12 protein-coding genes and 1 pseudogene are annotated in these 14,631 nt (G+C 63.9%); 6 read left to right on the top strand and 7 right to left on the bottom strand.

Translation table 11 applies throughout. From position 1 onward, the window contains the following. The first annotated feature begins 210 nt into the window (after positions 1–210). Positions 211–3,717, top strand: coding sequence for a hybrid sensor histidine kinase/response regulator (locus tag BHD07_RS04610; protein ID WP_338278016.1), 3,507 nt, complete (start codon positions 211–213; stop codon positions 3,715–3,717). A gap of 180 nt (positions 3,718–3,897) precedes the next feature. Here BHD07_RS04610 and BHD07_RS04605 read toward each other — a convergent pair whose 3' ends face one another. Together BHD07_RS04605 and BHD07_RS04600 are read right to left on the bottom strand one after the other, a co-directional pair. Beyond that, on the bottom strand, positions 3,898–4,545 hold the full coding sequence (locus tag BHD07_RS04605; protein WP_029959395.1) for a response regulator: 648 nt from the start codon (positions 4,543–4,545) through the stop codon (positions 3,898–3,900). A gap of 140 nt (positions 4,546–4,685) precedes the next feature. Further along, positions 4,686–5,123, bottom strand: coding sequence for a hypothetical protein (locus tag BHD07_RS04600; protein WP_100669655.1), 438 nt, complete (start codon positions 5,121–5,123; stop codon positions 4,686–4,688). A gap of 120 nt (positions 5,124–5,243) precedes the next feature. Here BHD07_RS04600 and BHD07_RS04595 point away from each other — a divergent pair, with 120 nt between their 5' ends. Continuing rightward, the gene (locus BHD07_RS04595; RefSeq protein WP_100670017.1) at positions 5,244–5,591 is read left to right on the top strand and encodes a DUF952 domain-containing protein; all 348 of its coding nucleotides are present in this window, start codon (positions 5,244–5,246) and stop codon (positions 5,589–5,591) included. After that, on the top strand, positions 5,588–6,676 hold the full coding sequence (locus BHD07_RS04590) for a quinone-dependent dihydroorotate dehydrogenase (RefSeq protein ID WP_100669656.1): 1,089 nt from the start codon (positions 5,588–5,590) through the stop codon (positions 6,674–6,676). Before BHD07_RS04595 ends, BHD07_RS04590 begins: the two co-directional genes overlap by 4 nt. On the opposite strand, the gene BHD07_RS04585 is transcribed toward BHD07_RS04590, so the two are convergent. Genes BHD07_RS04585 through BHD07_RS04575 form a run of 3 tightly spaced genes read right to left on the bottom strand, consistent with a single transcriptional unit; the run spans position 6,652 to position 8,838 of the window. Further along, positions 6,652–8,019, bottom strand: coding sequence for an MATE family efflux transporter (locus BHD07_RS04585; protein WP_338278011.1), 1,368 nt, complete (start codon positions 8,017–8,019; stop codon positions 6,652–6,654). The two genes, BHD07_RS04590 and BHD07_RS04585, sit on opposite strands and share 25 nt — an antisense overlap. Before the next feature lie 46 nt (positions 8,020–8,065). Continuing rightward, the gene (locus BHD07_RS04580) at positions 8,066–8,569 is read right to left on the bottom strand and encodes a CAP domain-containing protein (protein ID WP_018094134.1); all 504 of its coding nucleotides are present in this window, start codon (positions 8,567–8,569) and stop codon (positions 8,066–8,068) included. A 2-nt stretch (positions 8,570–8,571) separates the two neighbouring features. Beyond that, positions 8,572–8,838, bottom strand: a complete 267-nt coding sequence (locus BHD07_RS04575; RefSeq protein ID WP_003530117.1) for a DUF6460 domain-containing protein — start codon at positions 8,836–8,838, stop codon at positions 8,572–8,574. Positions 8,839–8,985: 147 nt separating this feature from the next. On the opposite strand from BHD07_RS04575, the gene BHD07_RS04570 reads away from it, so the two are divergent. Both BHD07_RS04570 and BHD07_RS04565 read left to right on the top strand, forming a co-directional pair. Then, a complete protein-coding gene (locus tag BHD07_RS04570; RefSeq protein WP_338278006.1) occupies positions 8,986–9,924 on the top strand; it encodes a class I SAM-dependent methyltransferase in 939 nt (312 codons plus the stop codon). A gap of 109 nt (positions 9,925–10,033) precedes the next feature. After that, positions 10,034–10,669, top strand: a pseudogene (locus tag BHD07_RS04565) (YitT family protein). Between the two features lie 91 nt (positions 10,670–10,760). On the opposite strand, the gene BHD07_RS04560 reads toward BHD07_RS04565, so the two are convergent. Both BHD07_RS04560 and BHD07_RS04555 read right to left on the bottom strand, forming a co-directional pair. Further along, a complete protein-coding gene (locus tag BHD07_RS04560; RefSeq protein ID WP_100669660.1) occupies positions 10,761–11,222 on the bottom strand; it encodes a carboxymuconolactone decarboxylase family protein in 462 nt (153 codons plus the stop codon). A 38-nt stretch (positions 11,223–11,260) separates the two neighbouring features. After that, a complete protein-coding gene (locus BHD07_RS04555) occupies positions 11,261–11,767 on the bottom strand; it encodes an Rrf2 family transcriptional regulator (protein WP_338278004.1) in 507 nt (168 codons plus the stop codon). 106 nt (positions 11,768–11,873) lie between these two features. Here BHD07_RS04555 and BHD07_RS04550 point away from each other — a divergent pair, with 106 nt between their 5' ends. Continuing rightward, a complete protein-coding gene (locus BHD07_RS04550; RefSeq protein WP_338279317.1) occupies positions 11,874–14,423 on the top strand; it encodes a ligase-associated DNA damage response DEXH box helicase in 2,550 nt (849 codons plus the stop codon). Positions 14,424–14,631: the final 208 nt, after the last annotated feature.

The following is a 14,631-nucleotide window of genomic DNA, read 5'->3' as shown; positions in this document are numbered from 1 at the left end:
CCTCGAAATACCCCCGAACGTCCACCCGCACCTGTCTTGCGCGGCAACCGCCGGTAGGAATCTAGACCAAAGCCCCGCGTGAGGAAATCGCACTCCTTGCATTTGGTCAAGCGCTGCGGATATCGGCGCGTTATCTTGAACTTAAGACTGATGCACCGCCGATTTCCAACCAAATGGACTTGCCCTATGCTGGCAGCGGAGGAGTGAGGCATGCTTTCGGGTTCGGTCATTTTTGCCTCGGCCTTCGCCTATCTGTTGCTGCTCTTCGCAGTTGCAAGCTATGGCGACCGGCGAGCCAGACGAAACAAGATTGCCGAGAAGGGCAGGCCGCTCGTCTATGCGCTGAGCCTGGCGATCTACTGCACCTCCTGGACCTATTTCGGCGGCGTCGGCCTTGCGGCGGAGCGCGGACTCGAATTCACCGGCATCTACATCGGTCCGATCCTGATGTTCACGTTCGGCATGCCGCTGATCCGCCGCATCGTTCGGCTCGCCAAGACCGAAAAGCTAACCTCCGTCGCCGATTTCGTGGCTGCGCGCTACGGCAAGAACCCGGCCGTTGCGGCAATCGTCGCGCTGATCTCGCTCGTCGGGGCCATTCCCTATATCGCATTGCAGCTCAAGGCGGTGTCGAGTTCGGTCGCCACGATGATCGACACCAGCGACTACGGCATAGGTTCGGGCGAGAACTTCGTCGACCTGCCGCTTCTGGTCACGCTCTTTCTCGCCTGTTTCGCGATAGTCTTCGGTACACGCCACACGGATGCGACGGAACACCAGGACGGCCTGATCCTCGCGATCGCGATGGAATCGGTCGTCAAGCTCGTGGCGATGCTCACGGTGGGCATCTATATCGTCTTCTTCCTGTTCGGCGGGCCTGCAAATCTATGGGCGGAAGCGCAGCAGAGTCCCACGGTGCTCGCCGCGCTCGAATACCAGACGCCGGTCGCGCGCTGGATTCTGATGATCGCGCTTTCCGCCTTCGGCATCATCATGCTTCCCCGGCAATTTCACGTGACGGTCGTGGAAAACCGCACCGATAACGAACTGCGCACGGCGGGCATCCTCTTCCCGCTCTATCTGATCGCAATCAACGCCTTCGTCCTGCCGATCGCGATCGCCGGCATCCTGACCTTCTCCGGCTCCGGCAATGCGGATCTCTATCTTCTGGCACTGCCGCTTGCCGGCGACGTGCCGCTCGTCACGCTTTTCACCTTCATCGGCGGCTTCTCCGCGGCGACCGCCATGGTCATCGTCGCTTCGGTCGCGCTCTCGATCATGGTTTCGAACGACATCGTCATGCCGGTATTCCTGCGCCGCAGGCTCGGCACCCGCGGCTCTCTCCAGGAGGACATGGCCGGTACGCTCCTCAATATCCGCCGAACGGCGATCTTCGTCGTCCTCTTCCTCGGCTACGGCTATTATCGCGCCGCCGATATCAGCGCCGGGCTTGCCTCGCTCGGACTGCTCTCCTTCGCCGCCATCGCGCAGATGGCGCCGGCGCTCCTCGGCGGACTCGTCTGGCGGCAGGCCAATGCCCGCGGCGCGATCGCCGGGATGGTCAGCGGCTTTCTCGTCTGGGCCTATGTCCTTTTCCTGCCGAGCCTCGGCGGGCCGGACAATTCCCACATCGCCTCCACGGTGCTCAGCTTCCTGCTGCCCTTCGCCGATCTCTTCTCCGGCGCCCAGTCAGACCCGCTGGTAAATGCGACGGCTCTCAGCATGCTCGTCAATGTCGCGGCCTATATCGTGGGTTCGCTGACGCGCGCGCCCAAACCCTTGGAGCGTTTCCAGGCGGGCGTCTTCATCACCCGCCGCTCACGCACCGAGCGGACCTTCCGCGGGCGCAAGACCAAGGTGACGGTGCGCGACCTCAAGACGACGATCGGCCGTTACATGGGCGAGGAGCGCATGCAGCGCTCCTTCCATACCTATGAGCAGCAATCCGGCCGCTGGCTCGACGACAACGCCTCCGCCGACATGGCGCTTGTCCACTTCTCGGAACAATTGCTCGGCAGCGCGATCGGCTCGTCTTCCGCCCGGCTCGTCCTTTCACTTGTCCTGCAGCGCATGGACGACACCTCCTCCGACACCGCCTGGCTGCTCGACCAGGCAAGCGAGGCGCTCCAATACAACCAGGACATGCTGCATACGGCACTCTCGCAGATGGACCAGGGCATTGCCGTCTTCGACAACGCCAACAATCTCATCATCTGGAACCGCCGTTTCCGGGAACTCCTGGATCTCCCCGAGGCCGCCGGACAGGTGGGCTTTCCGCTGGCCGACATCGTTGCGATTCTTGCCCGTCGCGGGGATGTCCGCCAGGATGAGGAGAAGGCGCTGATCGCCAACTTCCTGACGCTCGACAAGCCGTTCCTGCTCGAACTCGAAGGCGGCGCCCGCATCCTGGAGGTCAGAAGCAATGCCATGCCCGACAAGGGCATCGTCACGACCTACACCGACATAACACAGCGCGTCGCGGCCGACATGGCGCTCAAACAGGCGAATGAAACGCTGGAACTGCGCGTCGCCGAGCGGACGGGAGAACTCACACGCGTCAACCGCGAACTGGGCGAGGCAAGGGCGGCCGCCGAGGAGGCGAATATCGGCAAGACCCGCTTCTTTGCCGCTGCCGGTCACGACATCCTGCAGCCCTTGAACGCGGCACGGCTCTACTCCTCGTCGCTGGTCGAGCGACTCGGAGATTCCGACAACCGGGCGCTGGTGCAGAACATCGATTCATCGCTGGAATCGGTGGAAGCCATCCTCGGCGCCGTGCTCGACATTTCGCGGCTCGACACCGGCGCGATGAAGCCGCGCCTGCAATCCGTACCGCTCGACGAATTGCTCAGGCGGATCGAGACGGATTTCGCGCCGATGGCGAGGGCGAAGGATATCGAACTCGTCATCATGCCGACATCGCTCGCAGCGCGCAGCGATCCGAACCTGCTCCGGCGCCTCGTCCAGAACCTCGTATCGAACGCCATAAAATACACACTCCGGGGCAAGGTGCTGGTGGGCGTGCGCCGGCACGGACAGACGGCGACGATCGAAGTTCTCGATTCGGGCATCGGAATTCCAACATCGAAATTCCGCACCGTCTTCAAGGAATTCGCGCGCCTCGAAGAAGGCGCGCGAACCGCGTCGGGGCTCGGCCTCGGTCTCTCCATCGTCGACCGCATCTCGCGGGTTCTCAATCACCCGGTCGGCCTGCAATCGAAGCCCGGGAAAGGCACCGGCTTCAAGGTCACCGTGCCGCTCGACAAGAGCGCCGGCGGCAGGGTCAGGCCGCAACCCGTCGCAGCGGCGAAAACGAGCGAAGCACTGGCCGGGCTAAACGTCATCTGCATCGACAACGAGCCGAAGATTCTCGAAGGCATGGCCCTGCTGCTCGGCGGCTGGGGCTGCAGCGTGACGACCGCCGAATCGCTCGCCGCCTGCACTGAAATGGCGCCCGGTACATTGAGCGTGCGTCCCGACGCAGTCGTCGCCGACTATCACCTCGGCGACGGCACCGGCGTCGAGGCGATCGCCGCGATCCGCGGCCTCTGGCAGGAGAGTATCCCCGCACTCATGGTAACGGCCGACCGGTCACCGGAAGTGCGCGGCGCCGCCGAACGGGACGGCGTCTCGCTGCAGCACAAGCCCGTCCGCCCGGCCGCGCTACGCGCCTGGCTCACGCAGCTTGCCGCGGCGGGCCGCGCCGCGGCGGAATAGCGGCGGGATAATTGGCTTAGCTCGGGATCGCCCCTCATCCGGCCTGCCGGCCACCTTCTCCCCGCAGGCGGGGCGAAGGGACAAGTCGCGAACTCCTGACGCACCCTCACCGCTCAAAAACGGGGAGAGGGTCGCGGCAGCGGGATGAGGGGCAAAATCTCCAGCGTGGGGAGCGGCCGCTCAGGCCGCCGCGACCGTCCCCAGCTTCGATAGCTGGATCACCGCCTGTGTACGGCTGTCGACGTTGAGCTTCAGGAGGATCGCCGAGACATGCGCCTTGATCGTCGCCTCGGAGACGCCGAGTTCATAGGCGATCTGCTTGTTGAGCAGCCCCTCGGCGAGCATCGAGAGGACGCGGGACTGCTGCGGCGTCAATGTCTGCAGCCGGTGCAGCAGGTCGGCAACCTCCGGCTCGTATTCCTGGTTCTGGTCGTAACCGGCCGGGACGAACACCTCGCCGGCCATCACCTTTGCGATGCCTTCACGGATTTCCTCGATACCGGCCGATTTGGACAGGAACCCTGCCGCGCCCAGGTCGAGCGCACGATGGATGGTCGCCGGATCGTCATGGGCCGAGACAATCATCACGGGCAGGCTCGGAAACTCGGCACGCAGCGCGATCAGCCCCGAAAGCCCGCTCACGCCCGGCATCGTCAGGTCGAGCAGCATCAGATCGGCGTCCGGGTTGTCGGCCGCAGCCCTGCGCGCAGCGGCGAAATCTCCGGCCTCGACGATGGCCGGTGCGCCCGCCATGCCGCTCAGCGCCTGGCGCATTGCGCCACGAAAGAGCGGGTGGTCGTCGGCGATGATGATGGTCATTTCCGGCATGATGACGCTCCCTCCCAAGAGCCTCGGCTGCCATCCTGCAGCTTTGCGCTGTGGATCTGCCGTATCATCTTATTCCCAAATGATCCCTGTTTCAGGGAAACATGCGCGGCGCGTGCCCTCCAGCACGTCACCGCTCGTTTTCAGGTCTTCTGCGGCAGATTCTCACCCTCGTCGGCGGAATCGCTGCCCTTGTCCTCGAATTCCTTCACGATTCCCATGAACTTGCGCACCATTCTTTCCATGATGCTCATTGCCCGGTCAATCTCTTCATCGTCGGGTAGCGCCGGTTCGGCCGCGGTTTCACCGCTTTCCACGGCCTTTTCCAGCGCTTCGATGCGACTTGTGAGGAGGTCGAGTTCGCGCTCGAATGCGGCTCTCTCGTCGGCCGCCATCCTGCAGATGAGCTCCCCGCCCTTTTCCTGGCACAAGGTGACCTCGCCGGTCTCGGTGTCGAGCCGGGCTAATCCCGTTTCCGACTTCTGCATGCTGTAGCGGCCGGGCGAGGCTTCCTGCGCAGCCGCCGGGGCAATTAGACCGAACCCCAACCCGACTGCGAGTATTGCGACTGCCTGTCTCATGACGTTCTCTCCGTTGAATGCTTACGGAAAATCCGCCTCGATCTCATGCTGTGCGGTGGACAGGCGCCGATATTTGCGGCAAGGCCATCACTCATGCTCACGACGGATAAGCGAACAAAGATGAACGCTACCATATACAAGATCGTTCCGGCACTTCTATGGCAGGAGGCGCGGCGGACCGGCGCGTTTGCAGGCGCGCCCGTCGATCTCGCCGACGGGTTCATTCATTTTTCGACCCGGGACCAGGTCGTCGAAACCGCCTCCCGGCATTTCGAGGGTCAGGGCGACCTGCTGCTCGTTGCGGTCGACGCGCCGGCACTGGGCGACAAACTCGTCTATGAGCCCTCTCGCGGCGGCGCGCTGTTTCCGCATCTTTACGCTCCGCTCCCGCTTGACGCCGTATTGTGGGAGAAGCCCCTGCCGCTGCGGCCGGACGGTCAGCACAGCTTCCCGGAACTCGCCCCATGATCCGCCGGTTGGAGCACCTCGCACGGCGCGGCCTCTTCCTCTTCGATCCGGAAGCGGCGCACGGCCTTTCGATCAAGGCGCTGAAAGGCGGCCTGGTGCCGAGTTGCGCCGCGCCGGCGGACCCCCGGCTCGGGCAAACCGTGGCGGGCCTCGTTTTTCCCAACCCAGTCGGCATGGCCGCCGGCTATGACAAGAATGCCGAAGTCCCGGAAGCGCTGCTGAAGATCGGCTTCGGCTTTACCGAGATCGGCACGGTAACGCCGAGGCCGCAGCCGGGCAACGACAAGCCGCGGCTCTTCCGGCTCGTCGAGGACGAGGCGGTGATCAACCGGCTCGGCTTCAACAACGAGGGGCACGGGGCGGCGCTGGCGCGGCTCAAGGCCTGCTCGCGCGAGGCGCTGATCGGCGTCAATATCGGCGCCAATAAGGACAGCGCCGACCGGATCGCCGACTACGTGACAGGCATCCATACCTTCCATTCGGTGGCACGCTATTTCACCGCCAACATCTCCTCGCCCAACACGCCGGGCCTGCGCGATCTGCAGGCGCGCGAGAGTCTCTCGGCGCTGCTTTCGGCCGTGCTTTCCGCCCGGGACGATGAGGCGCGAAAAAGCGGCCGGCAGGTTCCGGTCTTCCTCAAGATCGCTCCGGACCTGACCGAAGAAGGCATGGACGACATCGCAGCCGAGGTGCTGGCGCATCGTCTGGACGGGTTGATCGTTTCCAACACGACGCTTTCGCGCGAGGGTCTGAAGGACCGGCGCCAGGCCAACGAAGCCGGCGGCCTTTCCGGAAAGCCGCTCTTCGAGAAATCGACGGCAGTGCTCGCCCGGATGCGCAAGCGGGTAGGACCGCACTTGCCGATCATCGGGGTCGGCGGCGTGTGCTCGGCGGAAACCGCAGCGGAAAAGATCCGCGCCGGAGCCGATCTCGTCCAGCTTTATTCCTGCATGGTCTATGAGGGACCGGGATTGCCGGGCCGGATCGTGCGCGGCCTCTCGGCCCTTTGCGAGCGCGAGAAACTTGCCTCGATCCGCGACATCCGCGACAGCCGGCTCGACTACTGGAGCGGCCGGAACGTCTGAGCCGCCCGGCGCGGCACCATCAGCAGCAGGAAAGCGCCGCGCAGCAGCAGGAAAAGGTTGAGCGCGGCCCACAGACCGTGATTGCCGAAGGCAGGGACGAGCACGGCAAGCGCCGCCACGTAGCCGATGAAGGCGGCCAGCATCATATTGCGCATGTCGCGCGACCAGCCGGCACCGATGAAGACGCCGTCCATCAGGAAGGCGAGTGCGCCGGTCAGCGCCGTCACGGCCGCCCATGGCATATATTCATAGGCGAGCGCGCGCACGTCCGGCCCAGTCGTCAGCATGTTCACCACGGTGTTGCCGAAAGCGAGCAGGACGAGCGTGGTCGATGCGGCGAGGCCCAGCGACCACAGGGCAGTCATCCGCAGAACCCGGTCGAAAGCGGGGCGATAACCGGCACCGATCGACCGACCCGTCAGTTGCTCGGCCGCGGTGGCAAGCCCGTCGAGATAATAGCCGGCCACAAGGAAGATCGTCATCAGCACGGCGTTTGCCGCAAGCGTCACCGGCCCGAAGGACGTGCCGATCCGGGTCACGAGCGTGAAGGCGGCCAGAAGGGCGAACGAGCGGATCATGATATCGCGGTTGAGGCCGAACAGTTTCTTCAGGCGGTCGCCGGCAAAGATCATCGCCCAACCGGGCGCGTCCTTCCTGTCGAAGCGGCCGTAGACGACGGCAAAACCCGCAAGCGCGCCGATCACCTCACCCGCCACGGTGCCGATCGCGACGCCGGCCACGCCCCAGCCCAGAACGAGGCCGAGCAGGATCGAGAGTACGATATTGGTGCCGTTGATCAGCGTCTGCAGCATCAGGCCGAGCGTGCCCTCGCCGCGCCCGAGCACGAATCCGAGGATGGCGTAGTTGGCGAGGGCGGCCGGGCCGGAAAGGATGCGATAGAGGAAATAGGTTCGCGTCACCTCCGCAACCTCCGGACCGGGCCCCATAAGCCAGAGGCCGGCGGAAAGCAGGATGGGCGATATAAGCACGATGGTGCCGCCGGTGACGAGCGCGATCATGAGCGAACGCCAGAAGACCGCCTGCTGTTCGCGCCGGTCTCCCCGTCCATAGGCTTGCGCGACGAGACCCGTGGTTGCGGCACGCAGGAAATTGAAAGTGGTGAAGATGAGGTCGAACATCACCGCGCCGACCGCGAGACCTGCGAGCAGCTCTGCCTTGCCGAGCCGGCCGACGACGGCCGTGTCGACGAGGCCGAGGAGCGGCGTCGTCAGAAAGCCGAGCGTCATCGGCAGGGCGATCGAGAAGATAAGCCGGTTGGTGACCAGGAAAGGTCCGGCTTCGGGGTTGTCCGTGTCGCGTTCGAGGCTTTGCGTAGCCGTCATGATCCTGTCCCTACGGTCCGATTCCGTAGGTCACCCGGGAATCAGCTCAGCTGCAGAGCACCATGGCCCAATAGGGGCGGTTTCCGGAAGCGGAATTCTGCGCCACGGCGACGCCGAGCCCCCGGTAATTGCCGAGCATGTTTTCAAGATGCTTCGGAGAATTGAACCAGGCATCGTAGGCGCGCCCGGCGTCCTTCTGACCGACGGCGATGTTTTCGGCGGCCGGCAGCGTGACGCCCTGCCCCTTCATCCGATCGTAGAAACTGTCCCGCCAGCCGATATTGTGCCGCATCTTGCCCGCGCTCGCCATGCGTGCCGCCTGATGCATGGCCGCAACGGAAGCGACCGGGTCGCCGGAAAGCGCAGGAAGACCCCTGCCCTTGCGCAGCGTGTTGACGTAACCGAGCGTCGCTTCGGTCTGATCGCTGCCCGTACCACTGTCCGGAGAAAGGAGATTCGAGGTGGTGCAGCCGGTGATAAGACCGAGGGAGACCACGGCACCGGCACGCAGAAGCAGCCGTCTGCGGGCGACAAAGATCTGGTCGTGCATGCTTACCGTCGATAGCTGAAGAGACGCAGAATGATGAAGAGCGGAATGACGACGACCGCGCCGAGAAGCAGGTAGTCGCCCACCCGTCCGAGAGCCGCGAATCCGGTCCGCCAGAGATCGAGGAGGAAGTTTCGGATACCGTAATAGATATCTGCCGGATACCAGTCGAAGACCGTCATCACGAAGCCGACCAGGATCGACACTACCAGCAGCTTGACGAGCACGCGTAGCGGCGAGTCCCCCAAGAATTTATTTATTCCGTCCGACATCAGCGAGAACTTCTCCTGTTTCCCTTCACATAAGCCGCCATTCCCAAGCGTGCAAGGCGTGACGGCCCGAGGTGCCGCTTTCAGAATCCGCTTGTATTTTACCTTTTGCGGCGTCAGAAGCGTCCATCGCAACCAAGCCGCATCTCCATGACCTTCAACCAGCTCTCCTCCGGCGACCTGATCGCCGACCGCCGCGCCGACTACGCGAAGATGCTTGCGGAAGCGGGCGATGCGCCAGGTGCGGCGGAACTCATGGCCCAGGCGCTGGAGCTTGCCCCGGAATGGGCGGCCGGTTGGTTCCGGCTGGCGGACTATGAAGAGAAATCGGGCCGAATAGAGGCAGCCGTCGACGCGCTGCGCAATACGCTTCGGCTCAATCCGGAAGACATCTTCGGCGCCAGCCTCAAGCTCGCTTTGCTCGGCGCTACCGAGACGCCCGAACAGCCGCCGAGCGTTTACGTCGAGCGCCTTTTCGACGACTATGCCGAGCGCTTCGACCACGCGCTCGTCGAAAAGCTCGGCTACAGCGTCCCGGAGAAACTTGCGGCCCTGATCGACCGGGTGAACGGCGTCGGGCGTTTTCGCCACGTCACCGATCTCGGCTGCGGCACCGGGCTCTTCGGCGAACGTATCCGCGATCGCGCCGATTTCCTCGAGGGTTTCGATCTTTCCGCCAATATGCTCGCCAAGGCCGAAGCGAAGGGTGTCTATGACCGCCTCGCCCAGGCGGACCTTTCATTGGCTCCCGAGGATTCGGGCGTGTTCGGCGGGCTGGAGCAGCGGCGTGCCGACCTCGTCAGCGCGGCGGACGTTCTGATGTATCTCGGCAATCTCGAAGGTGTCTTCGTCATCGCCGACCGCCTGCTCGCACCGGGCGGGCTCTTCGCGTTTTCCGCCGAGGATGCAGGCGGGGCCGACGGCTTCGTGCTGCGTCCGTCGCTGCGCTACGCGCATCCGGAAACCTATATCGCCTCCCTCTGCGAAGAGAGCGGTCTGTCCATAATGGCGACCGAGCGCACGATCATCCGCAGGGATGCCGGCGAGCCCGTCGCCGGGATATTATTCCTCGCCCGCAAGCCGTCTTGATGCAGCCCGACGCGAGCGGCGAAAATAGGTCAGCATTGCTTACATATTTTGCTTGAATTTTTTTGTGCGCTGCAGCAATGGTGATGTCGTCGCGATCTGAGGGTCAGCCATGGCACAGGCAAGCAGCGTTTTCGGTCTCTGGAATACAAGTCCCACACGGCACACGCCCGTGGAGGACGTTCAAGGCGTCTTTTCCGGCAGCCTCGTCGCCGCCCTCGGTCTCTATTTCCTGGCGAGCGCCGGACTTCTGACCGGCAGCACCGCCGGCGTCGCCTTTCTTTTGCATTACGCCACGGGCGTGAACTTCGGTCTCACCTTCTTCCTGCTCAATCTGCCGTTCTTCTACCTGTCGCTGAAGCGGCTCGGTCCGGCCTTCACGCTCAAGACCTTCATTGCCATCGCGCTCACCTCGTTCCTGACCGACATGCAATCGCGTCTTTTCGAGATCGGGCAGATTCACCCGGGCTGGGCCGCTCTCATCGGCGGCCTACTCCTCGGATACGGTCTCCTGGCGCTCTAGCGCCACCGCGCGAGCCTCGGCGGCGTGGGCATATTGGGCATCTACCTGCAGGAGCGCTTCGGCATTCGCGCCGGTCTCGTGCAACTCGCGATCGACATGATCGTTCTGGCGGCAGCATTCTTCGTGACGACGCCGACGGTCGTCATCTGGTCGGTGCTCGGCGCGGTCGTCCTCAACCTTTTCGTGGCGATCAACCACCGCGCCGACCGCTACATCGCGCTGTAACAGCCCTATCGCTTCCGGGAATTGTGTAGTCTCAAGTGGTTAGAGAGCGTGGTGCGGACCGAAACCCGCACACACTTTTCCTCATCCCGCTCTAAGCCGCCACGGCCGGCTCGTCGATCGGGGGCAAGGCGCGGAAGCCGACGCACAGCCGGTTCCACACGTTGATGGCGCCGATAGCGACGGTGATCTTGGTCATTTCCTCCTCGTTGAAATGCGCCTTGAGCGCCTCATAGGCGTCGTCGGGCGCACGTGTCTCGGCCACATTGGTCAGCGCCTCGGTCCAGCCGAGGACCGCCCGTTCGCGCTCGTCGAAATGCGGCGATTCGCGCCAGACACAGACGAGGTTGATCCATTGCTGGCTGAGGCCGCTGTGGCGCGCCTCCTTGGTGTGCATGTCCACGCAATAGGCGCAGCCATTGATCTGCGATGCGCGCAGCTTGATCAGGTGGATAAGGCGAGGCTCGATTCCGGAGCCTTTGACATAGCTGTCGAGCGCGGCGACCGCCTTGTAGGCGTCCGGAGCGGCTTTCGCAAAATTCAGACGTGACTGCATAATCTTCTCCTGTTTGGCTGATTGGATGGTGGTTCACATCAGGCGGCGTTGCCCGATTTCCGTTCATGAAGGGCGAGAAAACCGTTCGTTCGCGCCGCGATCGCCCCGTCGCGGTCGATAGCTTTCAGGTCGGCCATGATACCGGCGATGGTCACGCGCCGGAGTTCGGCGCGATAGGCCTGCTCGGCCCTGAGCATCGCGACATTGATCGTGCACGGCGCGGCCGGCTTGCAGGAATAGGGATTGGGGCCGCGAAGGCGGATTTCGTTGCAGCGAAAGGCGGGCTCCGCCCCCTCCACCGCGAGGACGATATCGAGCAGGGTGATCTTCTCGGGCGCGCGCGCAAGCCGGTAGCCGCCCTTCGGCCCCGGCACGGCTTCGAGCAGTCCGGCCCCCGACATCGCCTGCAGATGCTTCAGCAGGTAACTGGTCGAGACGCCGTGGAACTCAGCAAGCGCTGCGGCCGACAGGGTACTGCCGAGCTGAAGACAGCTCAGCATCGTCACGCTGTGAATGGCCTGTTCGACGCCGTCGCCGAGTTTCATCTGCATCTCCTATCGTAGATAAAATTTATCCATGATTCTCGTTGGGAGTCAATCCTTGCAGCAGCACGAAGATGCCGGCTTCTCTTTTGCCGCGTTTGATCTACCTTTGTTCTGCGTGGACAGGATCGATTCTCCGTCGCCGGAAGGCGACGCCCTGACGTTGCCTTCACCCTTTCTCCGGTGGTTCGCCGAAAAGGGTTGGCGCCCGCGCGCCCATCAGCTCGAGCTTCTCTCACGCGCCGAGGCGGGCGAGAGCACGCTTCTGATCGCGCCGACCGGAGCCGGCAAAACGCTTGCCGGCTTTCTGCCCTCCCTCGTCGACATCACCAGGCGCGGCAGGATCCCGCCCGGCGCGGCCTTCACCGGCATTCACACGCTCTACATCTCGCCGCTCAAGGCGCTTGCCGTCGATATCGAGCGCAACCTCATGAAACCGGTCGGCGAGATGGGGCTGCCGGTGAGCATCGAAAACCGCACCGGCGACACGCCGCAGGGCAAGCGGCAGAGGCAGAAGCTCAACCCGCCCGACATACTGCTCACAACGCCGGAGCAGCTCGCGCTGCTTCTGGCCAATGGCGAGGCGGAGCGCTTCTTCAAGGACCTGCGCTATGTGGTGCTGGACGAGTTGCATTCGCTGGTGATGTCGAAGCGCGGCCATCTCCTCTCGCTTGGCCTCGCGCGGCTGCGCCGCCTGGCGCCCCGTCTCCAGACGACGGGTCTTTCGGCTACGGTCGCCGATCCGATGGATCTGCAGCGCTGGCTGGTCGCTCAATCTCTCGCCAAGGAGAACCATGCGGGACTGATCACCGTTTCCGGGGGCGCAAAGCCCGAGATCTCCATCCTGCGGACCGAGAACCAGGTGCCTTGGGCCGGGCATTCGGCGCGCTATGCAATCCCGGATGTCTACGCTGCCATCAAGAAACACCGGACGACGCTGCTCTTCGTCAATACCCGCAGCCAGGCCGAGATGCTGTTCCAGGAACTCTGGAAAATCAACGACGACAATCTGCCGATCGCTCTGCACCACGGCTCTCTCGATGTCGCCCAGCGCCGCAGGGTCGAGGCGGCAATGGCAGAAAACCGCCTGCGCGCCGTCGTCGCCACGTCGACCCTCGATCTCGGCATCGACTGGGGCGACGTCGATCTGGTCGTCCATGTCGGGGCGCCGAAGGGAGCAAGCCGGCTGGCGCAGCGCATCGGCCGCGCCAACCACCGCATGGACGAACCGAGCCGCGCGATTCTGGTTCCGGCCAACCGTTTCGAGGTTATGGAGTGCCAGGCGGCGCTCGACGCCAATTACGTCGGCGCTCAGGACACGCCGTCGATCGGCAGGGGTGCTCTCGACGTGCTGGCGCAACATATCCTGGGCATGGCCTGCGCGCAGCCCTTCGATGCGCTTGAACTCTATGACGAGGTGATCAGCGCTGCGCCGTATGCCCGGCTTCCCTGGGAAACCTTCGAGCGCGCCGTCGATCTTGTCGCGACCGGCGGCTACGCGCTTCGCACCTATGAGCGCTATGCCCGCATTCGCAAGACGAAGGACGGGCTCTGGCGGGTCTCCAACCCGATGGTTGCTCAGCAATACCGCCTCAATGTCGGGACGATCGTCGAGTCGCCGATGTTGAATATCCGCATGGTCAAGCGCAATCAGCGCGGTTCGCTTGGCCGCGGCGGCATGTCGCTCGGCAAAGTCGAGGAATCGTTCCTCGAAATGCTTTCCCCGGGCGACACCTTCGTCTTTTCCGGCAAGGTGCTGCGCTTCGAAGGCATCCGCGAGAACGAGTGCCTGGCCTCGCAGGCCTTTTCCTTCGATCCCAAGGTGCCGAGCTATGCCGGCGGCAAGTTTCCGCTCTCCACCTATCTCGCAGCACAGGTGCGAAAGATGCTCGCCGATCCGGCCCGCCGCGCAGGTCTGCCCGACCAGGTCAGGGACTGGCTGGCGCTGCAGGGCGACGTGTCGATGCTTCCGCGCGACGACGAACTCCTGATCGAGACCTTCCCGCGAGGCAGCCGGCACTACATGGTCATCTACGCCTTCGAAGGCAGGCTTGCCCACCAGACGCTCGGCATGCTCCTTACCCGTCGTCTCGACCGCGCCGGCCTGAAGCCGCTCGGCTTCGTGGCGACCGACTATTCGCTCGCCATCTGGGCGCTCGACGACATGGGCGCGGCGTTCCGGGCGCGGGCGCCGTCGCTCGGGCAGCTCTTCGACGAGGATATGCTGGGCGACGATCTGGAGGCGTGGCTGAACGAATCCTTCCTCCTGAAACGTACCTTCCGCAATTGCGCGGTCATCGCTGGACTCATCGAGCAGCGCCACCCCGGCAGGGAGAAGACCGGGCGGCAGATCACCGTTTCCGCCGATCTCATTTATGACGTATTGCGCGCGCACGAGCCGGATCACATTCTCCTAGAGGCGACGCGCAACGATGCGGCCACGGGACTTTTGGACATCGACCGCCTCGGCTCCATGCTCAAGCGGATCAAGGGCCATATCACCCATCGCAGGCTCGATCAGATCTCGCCGCTTGCCATCCCGGTAATGCTGGAGATCGGACGGGAATCGGTGCATGGAGAAGCGCAGGACTTCCTGCTCACGGAAGCGGCCGACGACCTGATCAACGAGGCGATGAGCGGCCACGGTACGGATGGATGAGAGAATTATGAGAGAGCGAAAATCCTCCCCAAGCCCCCAACCCCTCCGCGGCGCCCCTCATCCGCCTGCCGGCACCTTCTCCCCGCAGGCGGGGAGAAGGGACCCGCGGCAAGCGCCGCCGCTACCGTTTTCACCGGTATCGTGGGGCACGTCCCCTCTCCCCGTGTGCGGGGAGAGGGTTAGGGTGAGGGGCAAGCCGGAGGAAAGA

This window comes from Sinorhizobium sp. KGO-5, from assembly GCF_036245905.1.
Taxonomy (GTDB): Bacteria; Pseudomonadota; Alphaproteobacteria; order Rhizobiales; family Rhizobiaceae; genus Sinorhizobium; species Sinorhizobium meliloti_A.
The sequence above is the reverse complement of the archived record's forward strand: the minus strand, read 5'-3'. Positions and strand labels throughout refer to the sequence as shown.

Bases quoted from the DNA above. Each gene is read 5' to 3' on its own strand.
- BHD07_RS04610 (WP_338278016.1), top strand. From the start codon at position 211: ATGCTTTCGGGTTCGGTCATTTTTGCCTCGGCCTTCGCCTATCTGTTG.
- BHD07_RS04605 (WP_029959395.1), bottom strand. From the start codon at position 4,545: ATGCCGGAAATGACCATCATCATCGCCGACGACCACCCGCTCTTTCGT.
- BHD07_RS04600 (WP_100669655.1), bottom strand. From the start codon at position 5,123: ATGAGACAGGCAGTCGCAATACTCGCAGTCGGGTTGGGGTTCGGTCTA.
- BHD07_RS04595 (WP_100670017.1), top strand. From the start codon at position 5,244: ATGAACGCTACCATATACAAGATCGTTCCGGCACTTCTATGGCAGGAG.
- BHD07_RS04590 (WP_100669656.1), top strand. From the start codon at position 5,588: ATGATCCGCCGGTTGGAGCACCTCGCACGGCGCGGCCTCTTCCTCTTC.
- BHD07_RS04585 (WP_338278011.1), bottom strand. From the start codon at position 8,019: ATGACGGCTACGCAAAGCCTCGAACGCGACACGGACAACCCCGAAGCC.
- BHD07_RS04580 (WP_018094134.1), bottom strand. From the start codon at position 8,569: ATGCACGACCAGATCTTTGTCGCCCGCAGACGGCTGCTTCTGCGTGCC.
- BHD07_RS04575 (WP_003530117.1), bottom strand. From the start codon at position 8,838: ATGTCGGACGGAATAAATAAATTCTTGGGGGACTCGCCGCTACGCGTG.
- BHD07_RS04570 (WP_338278006.1), top strand. From the start codon at position 8,986: ATGACCTTCAACCAGCTCTCCTCCGGCGACCTGATCGCCGACCGCCGC.
- BHD07_RS04560 (WP_100669660.1), bottom strand. From the start codon at position 11,222: ATGCAGTCACGTCTGAATTTTGCGAAAGCCGCTCCGGACGCCTACAAG.
- BHD07_RS04555 (WP_338278004.1), bottom strand. From the start codon at position 11,767: ATGAAACTCGGCGACGGCGTCGAACAGGCCATTCACAGCGTGACGATG.